This window comes from Corallococcus sp. CA054B, assembly GCF_003611625.1.
Lineage (GTDB): Bacteria > Myxococcota > Myxococcia > Myxococcales > Myxococcaceae > Corallococcus > Corallococcus coralloides.
Map to the genome: position 1 here is coordinate 17,136 of NZ_RAVY01000104.1, position 16,685 is coordinate 33,820.

The following is a 16,685-nucleotide window of genomic DNA, read 5'->3' on the forward strand; positions in this document are numbered from 1 at the left end:
GTGGGATGCGACTCTAGGAGCGTTCGCGCTCAGGGCAGAAGTGGGGGGACCGCGACCCGGTACGCGCGGAAGGGCAGGGTCGGAGTCCCGGGCACGCCGAAGAGGTACCCCATCTGCGACTCCAGCACCCACGCGCCGTCCTCGGTGAGCGCGGCGGCGGTCGGCTCCCCGAACCCATTGGCGAGCACCTCCTTCACGCCCGAGTCTTCACCAAGCGTCACGATGGAGGCCTGACCGGCAGTGTTCTCCACGACGAGCAGCCGCCGCGAATCCACCCACTCCAGGCCATCCGGCGTCTCCAGGGCCGGGCTCACCGGAATGCTCACGGGAGCCGCCGCGCTCCCATCCGGCTGGATGTCGATGGCGAACAGCGTGCCCGTGTCGCTCTTCACCACGTAGAGCCGGCCCGCACCGTCGTAGGCGATGCCGTTGAGCGTGAACGCGCCCTCCTCGGAAGGGGCGAAGGCCTCATCCGAAGCCCACGTCGTCAGCGCCGTCCCACCCACCGCCAGCCGGACGATGATGTTCGCGAACGAGTCCGTCGCATACACGTTGCCCGCCGCGTCGACGGTCACGTCGTTGCAGAAGCCACTCTCCCCGGGCATGGGATGGCTGGCCTTCAGCGCGCCCGTGGAGAGCGCATACGCGGCCAGGTGCGCGGGCTGCGCGGGTGGGAGCAGGTCGTCGTAGGTGCAGGCCCAGAGCGTGTCGTGGGCTTCATCCACCGCGAGCCCGTAGATGCCAAAGGCGGGGCGGCCCGGGACGAAGACCTCGGCCCCCAGCGCGCCCGGCCTCACGCGAGCAATGGCGCCCGTGCCCAGGCTGCCCGCGTAGAGCGTGCCGTCCTTCGCGGCGGCGATGCCCTCCGGATAGAAGTCCTCGCCGGGCCACTGCGCCTCCGTCGGGACGGAGCGGGTGTCTTCGGGGAACGGCTCGCAGGCGGAGACGGTGGCGGCGAGGGTGACGACGGACAGCCAGGAACGGACGCGCATGAGGCTTTCCTCGGTGAGGCCCGGAAGGGGCCTTTCGACGCCCTGACACCGGCCGGGAAAAACCTTGCAGCGAAAGTTCAGCCCCCCGGACCGAGCAGCCGCGTCAGGCTGAGGTCCACCTGGCTCACGACCAGCGCCGCGATGCTGTCCACCGAGGACGCGCCCACCCCCAGGCGCTCGCAGAGCCGCCGCGTCGTGGTCTCCGCCACCTGCTCCCGCGCACGGCTGAGCCACCGCGACACGGTGGACATGTGGACGCGGTAGAGGGCCGCGATGGCGTCCAGGGACAGCGCTTCCACGTGGTACAGGCGCATCAGCGTGCGGTCCCGGTCGGACAGCTCCCCCAGCGCCGTGCGCACGGACTCCGTGAAGGCCTCGCGGTACCGCGAGCGCAGGTGCTCGAGCTCCGGCCCTAGCTGCTCGCCGAAGGCGGACTCGACGGAGTCCTGCGCGGCGGCGTCGGCCCGGGCCTCGGAGCGCTTCAGGTTGAGCGCGATGCGCAGCGCCGCCACCCGCACCCAGCCGCCCAGCGCGCCGCCGCCGGTGAACTCAGAAAGCTTCGGCTCACCGCCGGCGGCCGCGGTGAGCAGCTTCTCCCGGAGCGCCTGCCGCACCTCCGCCACGAACGCGGGCGAGCGGTCCACGCCGGACACGAACGCGCCGACGTCGCGGAGGTAGCCGTCCTCGAAGAACTGGAGCGCGGCGCGGTCGTGCCGCAGGCACCCGGAGGCCAGGTACAGCTCCGAGAAGGCAGGCGAGGCCCCTTCGAGCGCCTCCAGGAGCGCTGCCGGAGACGTCAGCCGCTCCGCGACGAACGCCACGAAGGCGAGCGGCTCCAGCTCCACTCCAGGCCAGCGCGACCGGGCGCGGTCGAGCGACGCACGGAGCAGTTCCTCCAGGCGCGGGGGCTCCGGAAGCGAAGCAGGCGCGCGGCCAGGGGCCGCGAGAAAGGCGGAGGCCAAAGGAGTGGGAGCAGGGGACACGTCTGGGACGCTACCACCCCTACCGGGCGGACGAAGGCCACCGGCCGCCCGAGCCCACGTTGCTCGTGACCCCCGGAGTTCCTCCGGCGAGAATGCCAGCGCGCTTCACTTCCCAGAGGACACCGCCATGCGCGTCATCAACTTCAATCCCGGCCCGGCCGGCCTCCCCACGGCAGCGCTGGAGCGGGCCCGGGACGAGCTGCTCGACTTCCAGGGCACGGGGATGTCGATCATCGAGCACAGCCACCGGGGCAAGGCGTTCGAGGCCGTCCACAACGAGAGCCTCGCCCTCGTGAAGGAGCTGCTGGCCGTCCCGGACACCCACGAGATCCTCTTCCTCCAGGGCGGCGCCTCGCAGCAGTTCGCGCAGGTGCCCATGAACTTCCTGCCCCAGGGCGGCTCGGCGGACTACGTGGTGACGGGCGGCTGGAGCGAGAAGGCGGTGGACGAGGCGCGCTACTACGGCACGCCGCGCATCGCCGCGAACACGGTGGACAAGGACAAGCGCTTCACGCGAATCCCCACCCAGGCCGAGCTCCAGCTGGATCCAAAGGCCGCCTACGTCCACATGACGAGCAACAACACGCTCTTCGGGACGCAATGGCACGCGTTCCCGGAAGTGGGGCAGGTGCCGCTGGTGGCGGACATGAGCTCCGACATCCTGTGGAAGCCCATCGACGTGAGCCGCTTCGCGCTCATCTACGCGGGGGCCCAGAAGAACATCGGGCCGTCAGGCATCGTCCTGGTGCTGGTGGAGAAGTCCTTCATGGCGAAGGGCCGCAAGGACATCCCGAAGATCTTCCGCTACACGACCTACGCGGAGAACAACTCGCTCTACAACACGCCCCCCACCTTCTCCATCTACCTCTGCCGCAACGTGCTGGCGTGGATCAAGGGCGTGGGCGGCTTGAAGCAGGTGGAGGCCTGGAACCGCGAGAAGGGCGAGCTGCTCTACGCCGCCATCGACCGCAACGCGGGCTTCTACCGGGCCCCGGTGGAGAAGGCGTCGCGCTCGTACATGAACGTCGTGTTCCGCCTGCCGGACGAAAAGCTGGAAGAGGCCTTCGTGGCCGAAGGTGCCAGGGCCGGCATGGTGGGCCTGAAGGGCCACCGCATCACGGGCGGCATCCGCGTGTCCCTGTACAACGCGGTGACCGTGGACCACGTGAAGACGCTGGTCTCCTTCATGGACGACTTCGCGAAGCGCAACGGGTAGCGCCCGCCGCGTGCCCGAGCCGCACCGGAAGGTGGCGGCCGGGCACGGGCAGGGCCGGCGGCGCTTCAGCTCGCCACGGCCACCTGGGGGCGCCGGACGGGGGCAATGGACGGAACCGCCGGCTCCCAGACCGGGAGGATGCTCCCCATCTTGTGGAGCTTCGCCTCGCAGTAGGAGAGGTTGTCCTCGTACGGCTTGTTCGCCATGAACGGCATCTGCGCCCCGCGGTACTTCACGCGCATGCGCGTGCTGGGGGCGCCGTCCAGCCGGAGCATCTCCCACGCGAGCTGTACGTACTTCTCCGGGATGTGCACGACGAGCGCGTCCTTCTCCTTCGCCACCACCGTCACGTGCTTCAGCAGCCCATCGCCGTTGGTGACGGGCGTGTTGCTGTACACGTGCGGGCGGTTGAGGAGGTCCAGGTCGAACAGGAACTCCAGCGGCTCGGTGTGCATCATGCCCAGCGACTGCAGGAACCCGGCGAGCAGCTGATCGAACTCCCTGCGGAACTCGTGCAGGGTGACGTGGAAGATGCCGCCGTTGGCGCTGAACTTCGACTGGCTGCTCCCGTCGATGATGCTGCTGATGTACTGCGTGTAGGGATGGTCGGGGAACCGCTTGCAGTAATCAGAGAACGAGGAGATCAGGTCCTTGAAGGCCAGCAGCCCCTGCTTGTCCAGGTACTTCCCGACGAACTGGAGCGCACGCAGGCTGTAGAGGCTCGTGAGGTGGTACCCGAAGCGCACGCCCTCCTTGTATTCCTCGCGGGTGACGTCCCTCGTCGCGACGACGACCTGGGCCTCGCTGTTCGGGTCCTCGTCATTCGACACCTCCAGATTGAACTCCTCGCGCTGGGCGTTCATCGGGACGTTGTTGATGAGCAGGAGGTGGTGGATGAGGATCGCGTCGGCCTCATAGCTGCAGAGCTTCCCGATGCCCTCCTTGAACGTCTCCAGCGTCTCGCCGGGCAGCGGCCAGATCATCTCCACGAACGAGGAGAGCTTGCTGCGGCGCAGCTCCTCCTGGAGGTTCAGGTAGGCGCTCTCCTTGATGTTGCCGCGCTTCACGCTCTTCAGCGTGTTCGCGTCCATCGTCTGGAGCGAGACGGGCTGGGTGGAGATCAAACCCTCCTGGCTCAGGATCCGCGTGATCTGCGTGACCCGGTCCGGAGAGTTCTTCGCCGCGCTCAACCACACGGTGAGCGGGTAGCCGTACTTCCGCTTGCACTCGGCGATGTGCTGCGCGATCTCGATGTCGCGGGTCAACATGCCGAAGTTCGCGTCGGTGATGAAGATGTAGAACGCCCGGCGCTGGCTGAGCCAGGTGATCTCCGCCTTCACCCGGTCCATGTCCGTCTTGAACACGCGTGAGTTGGTCGCCGCACCCCAGAAGCAATAGGTGCACTGGTAGGGGCAACCGCGGTTCGTCTCGATGGGCGCCCAGACGTACTTCTCGCTGTCGAAGTAGCCCTCCAGGTACGGAGACGGAATGGCGTTCAGGTCCTGGATGCGCTCCTGGGGCGCGCTCGTGATCAGCTCTCCGTTCCGGTAGAAGGTGAGCCCCTTGACCTTGCCAAGGTCGGGCTCGGGGGAGCAGATCTCCGCCAGGTAGTTCGCGAAGGTGTACTCACCTTCACCGTTGCAGAGCACCACCCGCTCGTTGCCCGGGTCCAGGTACCGCGCCCCGTGGTTCATCACCTGCGGACCGCCCAGGATGACGTGCGCATGGGGCTTCCGGGCGGTGAGCGTGGGGAGCCACCGCTTCACGAACCCCATGTTCCACACGTAACAGGAGATCGCGTAGACGTCGGCATCAATGGCGTTGAGCCGGTCCTCGAACCGGTTGTCGTTGATGCAGATGGAGTGGATCTCGAAGCTGCACGCATCCTTGATGGCGGCGTTCTGCTCGGCCACGCCACGCATGTAGCCAGAGGCCAACGGATACACGCCAGCGAAGACCGTCAGTTCAATGAAAGCGACCCGTTGGTTGACCATGGCACCCATATTGCGCGTTGGTTGTGATGGGACAGCGTCAACGTGACGGCAGCCAGGCTGGCTGACAGCTCCCCCCGGCTGCCTCCCAGACCTACTGGGGGAGCAGCTTGAAGCGGCGGAACGCTTCGCGCGTCGGCGCGTGCGCCAGGACGTCGCACTGCATCAGGACAAAGACCAGGTAACCGGAGAGCGGATACCGCGCCCGGAAGTCCTCCAGGGCCGGCTCCACATACGTCTCGGAGAGGATCCGCTCGATGTGCTCCGCCGGAAGCGCGAGTTGCTCCAGCACCACGCGCTCGTATTGCGCCAGCGCCTTCGGGTTGAGGTACTCGTGGATGAACCCGGGCAGCACCTGGCCAATGGCGAGCCGTGCGCTCTCGTCCATCTCGCTCCACACCAGCTTGAGCACGTTCATGAAGAGGACCGCGTGGCGGCCCTCGTCGCGCACGTGGTCCTCCATCACCAGGTGCAGCACCTCGTTGAAGGTCTTCTCGGCCGTCAGGTTCAGCAGATCCTTCGTGAGCGTGTTCTCCCCCAGGCAGACGGCGATGATCTCCCAGAGCCCATGCAGCGACTCGGGCAGCCGCTGCTTGCCAAAGTCCATGGACCTGGACAGGTCCGTCTCCGTCCCCAGGGGCAGCGGCTTGACGCCCGTGCGCTGCTCTATCTGCCGCATGAAGTCGCGCGCCACGTAGGCGTGGTAGGCCTCATCGATGATGATGGTCAGCGCGTCGTGGCGGATGTCGTCAGGGAAGGGGATGGGCGTATGCCCATTGGAGATCTTCATCGCCACCGCGTTGACGGTCTCCGTCTCGAAGAGGGCGATGTCACCCATGAACTTGTAGGCGGAGTGGATGAAGAACAGCCGCAGCTTTTCCGGCGGCAGGCTCTTCATCAGCGGGTGGGTGAGCAGCGCCGCCTTGGCCGGAGGATACAGGTGGCCGACCACGTCACCCTCTGGCAGGACACGCCGCGGCTTGCTGCGGGTGGCGGCGAGGGAATTCCAGACCAGCTCCTTGGTCTTGTAATCCCTCGGAGAAATCGCGCTCGGCCTCTCAGCCATCAACAGGGTCCTCCCCAGGTCCCAGCCCCGCGGCCATAGTCTATCTCAGGCCGTACAATATTGTAAATCAGGCAAAACCGTACTTTAGCGTTTGACCCCATGCACCAGATACCCCTGGGGCACGCCCGGGGTGCCGCGCGGCGCCACGGGGAAGGGCCAGCGCCCCAGCTGCTTGCCAATGGCAGCGGTGGTGTAGACGTGGGGGGCCCAGCCAATCGGCTGTAGCAGGGCCTCCGGCTCGTCGGTGCCGAACTGGCGGGCCAGGTTGTGCATCAGCTTGACGCGTGAGGAGTCCAGGATGGACCGGCCCACCACGTCGATCAGGGCGATGCTCTCCGGAGCGCTCAAGTCGTTGACCCGGGCCATGAGCAGCGCGACCTGCTCCTCGGTGAGGTAGACGAGCAACCCCTCGATGAGCCACAGCGTGGGCGCCTCGGGAGTGAAGCCGCTGCCTCTCAGCGCCGCCGGCCAGTCCTCGGCCAGGTCCACCGCTACGGCATGCCGTTGGCACCTCGGCGCGACGCCGGCCAGCTTGGCCTCCTTGTCCTCGAGCACCGCGCCGTGGTCCAGCTCGAAGAGCCGGGTGTCCCCGGGCCAGGCCAGACGGTAGGCGCGCGCATCCATTCCCGCGGCGAGGATGACGATCTGCCGGATGCCACGCCCCAACCCCAGGTTGATCTGATCATCCAGCCAGCGCGTCCGCACCTCGATGGCGGGCGGCATCGCATTCTCACCCACGTTGCGGCGGCGCAACTCCTCGACCAGCGAGTCACCGGCAAGACGGCGGGCGAAGGGATCCCGGAACAGCGGATTGGAGCGCTCGGTCTCGAGCGCGCGCATTCCTGCCACCCACAGTGCCGTCTCGCCAATTTCTTGCATTGCAGTCGTGGATAGCACTCGCTGTGAACACAAATCAAGGGTGGGGCTTGTGAACCCTCACAACGCCTGGCGGCCGCCACCTTCGCGCAGCGCGAACGCCGCCCGCTGCGGATCCTCACAGACCGCGATGCGATCGCCGTTGGGCAGCTCCATGGGACCTATCACGGTCCCGCCTGCCTTGCGGACGACCTCCAGCGCGGGCGCGAGCGCGGCGACGCGGAAGTGGAAGAGCCAATGGGAATGAACCCCCGTGAGCCCCGCGACGTCCACGACCGAGCCCGTGCTCGGCTCGCCAGACCGCGAGGCGAACTCCTGATGAACGCCCAGGCCGCCAAGGTCGCGGCGGTCCGTGAGCTGCCATCCGAACAGGTCACAATAGGTGGTGGCCGCCTGTTGCGCGTTCGCCGCGTAGAGCTGCTGCCAGGCAACCTCCGGCTGCGGCGCTCTCGCCGAGGCAGGCGCCGTCGCCACGCCGACGATGGCCCCGCCCGGATCACGAAGGATCGCCACCCGTCCGCCGTCGGGCGTCGGGTGGGTCGGCCCCAGCTGCACCGCCCCGCGTTCCGCGAACGCGCGCACCGCCTGATCCACATCCTCCACGCCCACGTAGCCCAGCCAGTGGGCGGGGGCGCCGCGGGCAGCCGCCTGCTCGGGAAGCGGCACGATGTCCGCATTGGCGGCGCCATCGCCAAGCAGCGCCGTGTAGAAATCGCGTGCCGCGGGAACGTTGGTGGTGCGCAACTGGAGCCGGAAGAACCGCTTCATTCCACGTAACCTCTCAACCGCTGGGGAGACTGGCCTCAGCGAACGGATCTGCCGATGCGAAGGTCGGATGTCCATCGCAAAGTCATGATGCGGAACCCATACCGTGAGTCCGCCTGCGTCATGTCCCCAGACAGTCACGGGGACGTCAATTCTCCGTGACGCCACGGAGCAGGGCCGCGGCCGGGTATTGCCCTACGGTATGAACTGTATATTGACCTTTGGGAGTCAATCATGGTCAAGTAACTGATAGATCCGCCTAAGGGGTAATCGCGGACAAAGTGGGGGACCCTCCGACATCCTCAAGGGTCTTGGTCAGACGGAAAGCGATTCCGCGGACGGCCGGAGTCTGGCCTCCAAGCGCAGTTCCGAAGAGGGGAGAGGAATGACGATGAGCGTGAACGGGGACGAAGCCGAGTACATCGTCTTGATCAATGGCGAGGAGCAGTACTCGCTCTGGTTCGCGCACCGTGAGATCCCCGGAGGATGGAAGCGCGTGGGCCCCAGGGGGAGCAAGGAAGCGTGTCAGTCCTATCTCAAGGAGGTCTGGACGGACATGCGGCCGAAATCACTGCGGGACGCCCTGGCGCGTAACGACCGCTGATCGCGAGTCCACCCACCATGAGCACGGCAACCGCGGGAGCGAAGCCCTCCTACCTGGCAGGCATTGAGACGGTGATGGTCGAACCCGAGCTCGGGGAGGTTCACTACCTCACCGCCGGGTGCGGCGACGGACGCCAGTCCACCCTCTATGCGTTTGGCCAGAAGGACGCGGAGCCGGTGGTTCTCCTGCCGCCCTATGGGATGACCTTCCTGACGGTGGCGCGGCTCGGCCGGCTCCTCGCGCGGCGGTTCCGCGTCTTGATCTGGGAATCAAGGGCGTGCCCGGACCCGGCCACCCCGGTGCTCGACACGGACTTCGAGCTCGCCGACCAGTCGCGGCACTTCTCCGAGGTCCTCGCGCAGGAGGGCATCGAGTCGTTCCACTTCGTCGGCTGGTGTCAGGCCGCGCAGCTGGCCGTCCATGCCACCGCGAATGGGCTCATCAAGCCGCGGACCATGTCCTGGATCGCACCGGCGGGCCTGGGGTACTCGCTGGTCAAGTCCGAGTTCGATCGCTGCGCGCTGCCCATCTACCTGGAGATCGCGAAGCATGGCGTGGCGCACGCGGAGAAGCTCGGCAGGATCCTGAACAAGTACAACGGAGTGCCAGCGACGCCGCGGAACGCGGCGGAGAAGCTGACGATGCTCCACCTGCCCGACCCGCGGCTGACGCACGTCTTCTCCAGGTACATGAAGGCGTACGACGACCACAGGCGCGTCGCCGGGGAGTTCGTCGCTCCCGCGCTGGAGGCGGTCCCGACGCTGGCCATCCACTGCCGGGACGACACCTACAGCCACTTCTCGGAGTCGGTCCAGCTCTCGAAGCGGCATCCCTCCCTTGAGCTTCGCCTGCTCGAACAGGGCGGCCATCTGCAGGTCTTCAACGAGCCCGCCACGCTGGCGGAGCACGTTCTTGGCTTCGTGGACGCCCGGGCATCACAGCGCGCCCCTTCCGCGGCGATGGGCGGGTAGGAGACACCATGCCACTTCCCAACAACATCGGCCTCGACGGGCAGTCGCAGCTCGCACGGCAGATCGCCTCGTACCAGACGAAGTTCTACAAGTGGTGGCGCGAGCGGGGGCCCACCGAGTTCCTCGACCGACAGATGCGCATCCGCCGGCCCACGGGGTCGGTCAACGGCGTGGACTGGGCCGAGTACTCCTCGATGCGTCCCGACGAGTACCGCTGGGGCATCTTCATGGTGCCGACGGGGCAGGACGCGATCGCCTTCGGCGACCATCAGGGCAAGAAGGTGTGGGAGGAGGTCCCGGGCGAATACCGCACGCTGCTCCTGCAGCACATCTGCGTGCAGGCGGACGTGGAGAACGCCGCCGTCGAGCAGAGCCGGACGCTGACGCAGACGGCGCCGAGCGAGCCGGACCTGGAGAACGTGTTCCAGTTCTTCCTCGAGGAGGGACGTCACACCTGGTCCATGGTCCACCTGCTGCTCGCCCACTTCGGCGCGGACGGAGTCGTCGAAGCCGAAGCGCTCCTGGAGCGCATGAGCGGTGACCCGAAGAACCCGCGCCTGCTGGAGGCGTTCAACTACCCGACCGAGGACTGGCTCTCCCACTTCATGTGGTGCTTCCTGGCCGACCGGGTGGGCAAGTACCAGATCCAGGCCGTGACCGAGTCCTCGTTCGCCCCGCTGGCCCGGGCGGCGAAGTTCATGATGTTCGAGGAGCCCCTCCACATCTCCTTCGGCGCGGTGGGCCTGGACCGCGTGCTGGCCAGGACCGCCGAGGTCACCCTGCGCGAGGGGACGCTCGAGACGTTCGCCGCGGGGGCGATTCCCTTCCCCGTCATCCAGCGGTACCTCAACTACTGGGCGCCGAAGGTCTTCGACCTCTTCGGCAATGATGACTCCGAGCGCTCCCACGAGCTCTTCCGGGCAGGGCTCCGGCGGCCGAGGAACTTCGTGGGTGGCGAGTCGCAGATCGTCCCCATTGATGCCCGGGTGGGCGACCGCGTCGCCGTCACGGAGGTCGCGGGGGAGTGGGCGACCAACGCCATCATGCGGCGGCAGTTCATCGCCGAGGTCCAGACGCAGGTCGACCGCTGGAATGCGAGCCTGAGAGCGCTGGGCATCGACTTCCAGCTGCGCCTGCCCCACGAGCGCTTCAGCCGCGCCTATGGCCCGTGCGCCGGTCTGCCCTTTGACCTTGACGGAAAGCTCCTGCCCCGCGGCGCGGCGGTGAAGGCCGCGGAGTACTTCCCGACGTCTCGCGAGCTCGCGAACGTCCGCTCGCTGATGCAGCGGGAGCTGACGCCCGGCCAGTTCGCCTCGTGGATTTCCCCGGCGGCGACGCGGCTGAACTCCCTGGTCCAGGGCCGGAGCGCCGAGTGAGCCGGAGTGGTGCCTGTCGTTGATTACGCAGCCGACGCCTGGAGAGAGCCCTCATCACATGCGTTGCCTCATCATTGACAACTACGACTCGTTCACCTGGAACCTGGCGGACTACGTTGCGCAGACGTTCGGGAGCGAACCGCTGGTCGTCCGCAACGACCAGTACACCTGGGCCCAGCTCAAGGCCCTGGGCTCCTTCGGGTGCGTCGTGGTCTCACCGGGCCCGGGCTCGGTGACCCAGCCGGAAGACTTCAACGTCTCGCGAGACGCGCTGGTGCAGGATGAGTTCCCGGTGCTCGGGGTCTGCCTGGGGCATCAAGGGCTGGCGTACGTCTACGGCGGCGAAATCACCCACGCCCCGGTTCCCTTCCACGGCAGGACGACCACCGTCCACCACGACGGCACGGGCGTGTTCAAGGGGCTGCCGCCGAGCTTCTCCGCGGTGCGCTACCACTCGCTCGTCGTGCGTCCGGAGTCGCTCCCCGAATGCCTGCGCGTCACCGCCCGGACGGAGTGTGGCCTCATCATGGGCCTGCGGCATGTGAGCCGTCCGAAGTGGGGCGTGCAGTTCCATCCCGAGTCGATCCTGACGGCGCACGGGATGCAGCTCATCTCCAACTTCCGTGATGAGGCCTACCGCCACGCGGGGAAGGACGTTCCATCCCGCCGTCCCCAGGTCGCTGTCGGCAACGGCGCCGCCAGGCGGGAGCACAGCGGCAAGCGGGAGCTCCAGACCTTCACCCGGCGGCTGGCGACGTCGCTCGAGGCAGAGACGCTCTTCCTGGGGCTGTACGCGGGCCGCGACCACTGCTTCTGGCTGGACAGTCAGTCCGTGCGGGAAGGAATGTCCCGCTTCTCCTTCATGGGCAGCGTGCCGGAGAAGGCCCTGCTGACGTACAGCGCCGCCGGGGCGCCGGTGGACCGTGGCGCCGAGCGGCATCTGGAGGCGCTGGAGCGGACGCTCGAGAGCCGGACCGTGGTTCCTCCCGCGGACGGCCTGCCGTTCGAGTTCCTGGGCGGCCACATCGGCTTCATGACCTACGAGATGAAGGCCGCGTTCGGGGCCGCGACGGCGCACAAGAACACCATCCCCGACTCCCTGTGGATGCACGTGGAGCGCTTCCTCGCGTTCGACCACGTGACGCGGGAGGTGTGGCTGGTCGCCGTCGCGGAGCCCGAGTCGCGCGCGAGCGTCCACGGCTGGATGGACGAGACGGCGGAGGCCCTGAGGTCGCTGGGGCAGGGCGTCCGTCCGCCCCAGCCCCTGGGGCGCAAAGCCATCTCGGTCGCGATGGACTGCGGCCGCGAGGACTACTTCGCCGCCATCGAGCGCTGCAAGGAGAAGATCGTCGACGGGGAGTCCTACGAGGTCTGCCTGACGAACGGCTTCTCGTTCGACCTGAAGCTCGACCCCGTCGAGCTGTACCTGTCCATGCGCCGGGGCAATCCCGCGCCGTTCGGCGCCTTCCTCAAGACGGGGAGGACCTGCGTCCTCAGCACCTCCCCGGAGCGCTTCCTGAAGGTGGATGAGGACGGGCGCGTCCAGACGAAGCCCATCAAGGGGACCTGCGCGCGCTCCGAAGACCCCGCGACCGACCGCGCGAACGCCGCCCATCTGGCCGCGTCGGAGAAGGACCGCGCGGAGAACCTGATGATCGTGGACCTGATGCGCAACGACCTGGGGCGGGTGTCCGTGCCGGGCAGCGTGCATGTGTCCAAGCTGATGGACATCGAGAGCTTCAAGACGGTCCATCAGATGGTCAGCACCGTCGAGTCCACGTTGACGCCCGAGTGCAGCCTCGTGGACCTGCTGCGCGCGGTCTTCCCGGGCGGCTCCATCACCGGGGCCCCGAAGATCCGCACCATGGAGATCATCGATCGGCTGGAGAAGAGCCCCCGCGGCATCTACTGCGGCACGATCGGCTACCTCGGGTACAACCGGATCGCGGACCTGAACATCGCCATCCGCACGCTGTCCTATGACGGCACCACCGTGCGGTTCGGCGCGGGCGGTGCCATCACCTACCTGTCCCAGTCAGAGGGGGAGTTTCAGGAGATCCTGCTCAAGGCGGAGTCCATCCTCCGGCCCATCTGGCAGTACATCAGCGAGCCCGGCGTCTCCTTCGAACCCCAGCTGCACGACCGCGTCCTGCGCCTGGAGGAAAAGCCGCGAAGGGTCCTTCGTGGCGAGGGCCCCGCGGTCGCTTCCTGAGCCGTAGCGAGACCCCGGACTGCCAGATGAACGCTCCAAATCCAGCCCCCGCGTTTTCTTTCGATCTCTTCTACACGACGGTCAATGCGTACTACCGGACCGCCGCGGTCAAGGCCGCCATCGAGCTCGGCGTGTTCGACGTCGTCGGTGAGAAGGGCAAGACCCTGGCGGAGATCGCGAAGGCCTGCAACGCATCGCCGCGCGGCATTCGCATCCTCTGCCGGTTCCTCGTGTCCATCGGGTTCCTCAAGAACGCCGGTGAGGTCTTCTTCCTCACGAGGGAGATGGGCCTCTTCCTGGACAAGAAGTCGCCCGGCTATCTGGGCGGCAGCATCGACTTCCTGCTGTCCCCGTACATCATGGACGGCTTCAAGGACCTGGCGTCCGTGGTGCGGACGGGGGAGCTGACCCTGCCGGAGCAGGGGGTGGTGGCGCCGGACCATCCGCAGTGGGTGAAGTTCGCGCGCGCGATGGCGCCGATGATGGCCCTGCCGTCCTATCTCCTCGCGGAGCTGGCGGACCGTCAGGCCAATCAGCCGCTCAAGGTGCTGGATGTCGCCGCCGGCCACGGCCTCTTCGGCCTGGCCATCGCCCAGCGCAATCCCAAGGCGCGGGTGACGTTCCTCGACTGGGAGAACGTGCTCCAGGTCGCGCGTGAGAACGCGACGAAGGCCGGCGTGCTCGACCGGGTGGAGTTCCGCCCCGGGAATGCCTTCACGGTGGACTTCGGCGAGGGACTGGACGTCATCCTCCTCACGAACTTCCTGCACCACTTCGACGAGGCGGGCTGTGAGGCCATCCTCAAGAAGGCCCACGCCGCGCTGAAGGAGGGCGGCCGGGTGCTGACGTTCGAGTTCATCGCGAACGAGGACCGGACGTCACCGCCGCTCGCCTCCACGTTCAGCATGATGATGCTCGGCACCACGCCGGGAGGTGAGGCGTATGCCTATTCCGACCTGGAGCGGATGTTCAAGAACACGGGCTACGCCCAGGTCGAGCTGAGGGCAATCCCTCCCGCGATGGAGAAGGTCGTCGTCTCGACGAAGGGCAAGGCGTAGCTCCGAGCCACATCTCGTAACAGGACCTCCTGGGAATCTCGAATGGCCACCAAACTGTCTGACTTCGCCCTCCTCGACTCCGAAGACGCCAATGTGATCTCCCGCTCGAACGAGACGGGCATGTCGCTGGATCTGTCCCGGAGCGTGGTGGACCTGTTCAACCTCCAGGCCGGGAAGACGCCTGACGCCGCGGCGTGTCTCGGCGGCCAGGGGCGCTTGACGTACGCGGAGCTGAACCGGCGGGCGAACCAGCTGGCGCATCACCTGCTTGCGCTGGGCGTCGGACCGGACGTCCCCGTGGGGGTCCTGTTCGAGCGCTCCGCCGAGCAGCTCATCGCCATCCTGGGAATCCTCAAGGCGGGCGGGTGCTACGTCCCGCTGGATCCGCAGTACCCCGCCGACTACGTGCAGCAGGTCCTGACGGACGCCCATCCGCGGATGGTGGTGGCGAACCGGCAGCTCGGCGAGCGCCTCCTCTGGGGCGTGGACCAGCGCATCCACCTGGATGACGCCCAGCTGCTGGCGCGTGAGTCGGGCGACCCGAAGGTGCGGGTGTCGCCGGAGCAGCTCGCGTACGTGATGTACACGTCGGGCTCGGCCGGGTTGCCCAAGGGCGTCATGGTGCCCCACCGACAGATCCTCAACTGGCTGCACTCGGTGCTGGCGCGGGTGCCGTTCGGCGAGAACGAGGTCGTGGCCCAGAAGACGTCCACGTCGTTCGCCATCTCCGTGAAGGAGCTCCTCGCGGGCCTGGTGTCGGGGGTGCCGCAGGTCTTCATCGACGATGCGACGGTCCGCGACGTCCCCCGCTTCATCCGGGAGCTGGAGCAGTCGCGCGTCACGCGGCTCTACACCTTCCCCTCGCAGCTGGCGGAGCTGCTCTCCAGCCTGAATGGCGCGTACGAGCGCCTTCGCTCGCTGCGCCACCTGTACATCTCCATCGAGCCCTGTCCCACGGAGCTGCTGGCGAAGGTCCGGGCCGCCATGCCGTGGGTGACGCCCTGGTACATCTTCGGCTGCACGGAGATCAACGACGTCACCTACTGCGACCCGGCGGACCCGGCGGGCAACACGGGCTTCGTGCCCATCGGGCGTCCCATCCGCAACACGCGGGTGTTCGTCCTCGACGAAGAGCTCCGCAAGGTGCCCGTCGGCGCGATGGGTGAGATGTACGTGGAGAGCCTGAGCATCGCGCGCGGCTACTGGGGCCTGCCCGAGCTGACGGCGGAGCGGTTCATCGCGAACCCCCACGCCAACGACGGCTCGCGCCTCTACAAGACGGGCGACCTCGCCCGCTACCTGCCGGATGGCTCCCTGGAGTTCCTCGGGCGCCGGGACTACGAGGTGAAGATCCGCGGGTACCGCGTGGACGTGCGCCAGGTGGAGAAGGTCCTCGGCTCGCATCCCGACCTGCACGAGGTGGCGGTGGTGGGCTGGCCGCTCGGCGGGACCAACCCGCAGCTGGTCGCCTACGTCGTGCCGAGGGTGAAGGGCGGGGCGCCCATCCAGGAGATCCGCGACTACCTGTCGGCCTCGCTGCCCGCCTACATGGTGCCGACGCTCTTCCAGGTCCTGGAGGCGCTGCCGCGGCTCCCCAACGACAAGGTGGACCGGCTGAGCCTGCCGGAGCCCAAGGTGGAGCAGCAGAGCGAGGGCTACGTGCCGCCCCGCACGCCCACCGAGAAGGCGCTGGCCGAGATCTGGAGCGACGTCCTCAGCCAGGGCCGGGCGCCGGTGGACGTCGGCGTGACGCACAACTTCTTCGAGCTGGGAGGCCACTCGCTCCTCGCCGCGCAGATGTTCTCGCGCATCCGGCAGAAGTTCGACCTGGAGCTGCCCATCAACACCCTGTTCGAGACCCCCGTGCTGGAGGGGTTCGCGAGCGCCGTGGACGCGGCGCTCGCCGAGCGCAACGGCCCGACCCAGGGGCTGATCAGCATGACGGACCGGGGCGAGGCGATTCCGCTGTCGTACGTCCAGGAGAGGCTCTGGTTCATCCACGAGCACATGGTCGAGCAGCGGAGCAGCTACAACGTCGCCTTCGCTTGTCACATGCGTGGCAAGGGGCTGTCGCTGCCGGCGCTGCGTGCCGCCATCAACGGGCTGGTGGCGCGCCACGAGACCTTCCGGACGACGTTCGTGGTCCCCGAGGGCGGCGGCTATCCCGTCCAGCGGATCGCCGACTCGCTGTGGATTGAAGTCCCCCTGGTGGAGGTCGACGCGTCAGGGGTCGCCGCGCGCGTGGCGGCCCATGCGGGGCATGTGTTCGACCTCGCGAAGGGGCCGCTGCTCAAGGTCGCGGTCCTGCGGGTGACGCCCGAGCACCACGTGTTCATGCTGAACATGCACCACCTCATCTGTGACGGGTGGTCCATCGACCTGCTGCTGCGGGACCTCTACGAGTTCTACGTGGCGGCGGAGACGGGCTCGCAGCCGAACCTGCCGCCCCTGCCGCTCCAGTACGCGGACTACGCCGTGTGGCAGCGCAAGCAGGACCTCGGCGGTCAGCTGGACTACTGGAAGAAGACGCTCCAGGGCTACCAGGAGGGCCTGTCGCTTCCGTATGACTTCGCCC

The 16,685-nt window shown here is 67.5% G+C and carries 13 protein-coding genes; 7 read left to right on the forward strand and 6 right to left on the reverse strand.

Annotation, left to right across the window (positions count from 1 at the left end):
- Window positions 1-29: 29 nt before the first annotated feature.
- Complete coding sequence (locus D7V80_RS23730) at window positions 30-992, reverse strand: SMP-30/gluconolactonase/LRE family protein (RefSeq protein WP_120590324.1); 963 nt, start codon at window positions 990-992, stop codon at window positions 30-32.
- A gap of 77 nt (window positions 993-1,069) precedes the next feature.
- The gene (locus tag D7V80_RS23735) at window positions 1,070-1,954 is read right to left on the reverse strand and encodes a sigma-70 family RNA polymerase sigma factor (protein ID WP_158616690.1); all 885 of its coding nucleotides are present in this window, start codon (window positions 1,952-1,954) and stop codon (window positions 1,070-1,072) included.
- Window positions 1,955-2,102: 148 nt separating this feature from the next.
- Between D7V80_RS23735 and serC the strand changes: the two genes are divergently transcribed.
- On the forward strand, window positions 2,103-3,191 hold the full coding sequence (gene serC / locus D7V80_RS23740) for a 3-phosphoserine/phosphohydroxythreonine transaminase (RefSeq protein ID WP_120590326.1): 1,089 nt from the start codon (window positions 2,103-2,105) through the stop codon (window positions 3,189-3,191).
- Window positions 3,192-3,256: 65 nt separating this feature from the next.
- Here serC and D7V80_RS23745 read toward each other — a convergent pair whose 3' ends face one another.
- The 4 genes from D7V80_RS23745 to D7V80_RS23760 all read right to left on the reverse strand — a co-directional run bounded on the left by D7V80_RS23745 (window position 3,257) and on the right by D7V80_RS23760 (window position 7,892).
- Window positions 3,257-5,185, reverse strand: coding sequence for a B12-binding domain-containing radical SAM protein (locus D7V80_RS23745; protein ID WP_158616691.1), 1,929 nt, complete (start codon window positions 5,183-5,185; stop codon window positions 3,257-3,259).
- Between the two features lie 91 nt (window positions 5,186-5,276).
- On the reverse strand, window positions 5,277-6,248 hold the full coding sequence (locus tag D7V80_RS23750) for a diiron oxygenase (RefSeq protein ID WP_120590328.1): 972 nt from the start codon (window positions 6,246-6,248) through the stop codon (window positions 5,277-5,279).
- 84 nt (window positions 6,249-6,332) lie between these two features.
- A complete protein-coding gene (locus D7V80_RS23755; protein WP_120590329.1) occupies window positions 6,333-7,127 on the reverse strand; it encodes an SAM-dependent methyltransferase in 795 nt (264 codons plus the stop codon).
- 57 nt (window positions 7,128-7,184) lie between these two features.
- Window positions 7,185-7,892 carry a VOC family protein gene (locus D7V80_RS23760; RefSeq protein ID WP_120590330.1) on the reverse strand — a complete coding sequence of 236 codons (708 nt, stop codon included), beginning with the start codon at window positions 7,890-7,892 and terminating at the stop codon, window positions 7,185-7,187.
- A gap of 382 nt (window positions 7,893-8,274) precedes the next feature.
- Here D7V80_RS23760 and D7V80_RS23765 point away from each other — a divergent pair, with 382 nt between their 5' ends.
- The 6 genes from D7V80_RS23765 to D7V80_RS23790 all read left to right on the forward strand — a co-directional run.
- The gene (locus D7V80_RS23765) at window positions 8,275-8,493 is read left to right on the forward strand and encodes an MbtH family NRPS accessory protein (protein WP_233585662.1); all 219 of its coding nucleotides are present in this window, start codon (window positions 8,275-8,277) and stop codon (window positions 8,491-8,493) included.
- A 17-nt stretch (window positions 8,494-8,510) separates the two neighbouring features.
- The gene (locus D7V80_RS23770) at window positions 8,511-9,464 is read left to right on the forward strand and encodes an alpha/beta fold hydrolase (protein ID WP_120590331.1); all 954 of its coding nucleotides are present in this window, start codon (window positions 8,511-8,513) and stop codon (window positions 9,462-9,464) included.
- 8 nt (window positions 9,465-9,472) lie between these two features.
- A complete protein-coding gene (locus tag D7V80_RS23775; RefSeq protein ID WP_120590332.1) occupies window positions 9,473-10,840 on the forward strand; it encodes a Phenylacetic acid catabolic protein in 1,368 nt (455 codons plus the stop codon).
- 58 nt (window positions 10,841-10,898) lie between these two features.
- A complete protein-coding gene (pabB, locus tag D7V80_RS23780) occupies window positions 10,899-13,052 on the forward strand; it encodes an aminodeoxychorismate synthase component I (protein WP_120590333.1) in 2,154 nt (717 codons plus the stop codon).
- A gap of 26 nt (window positions 13,053-13,078) precedes the next feature.
- Entirely contained in the window at window positions 13,079-14,110 is a 1,032-nt protein-coding gene (locus tag D7V80_RS23785) for a class I SAM-dependent methyltransferase (RefSeq protein WP_120590334.1), read from the forward strand.
- Between the two features lie 42 nt (window positions 14,111-14,152).
- On the forward strand, window positions 14,153-16,685 hold a 2,533-nt coding region (locus D7V80_RS23790; RefSeq protein WP_120590335.1), incomplete at its 3' end, for a non-ribosomal peptide synthetase.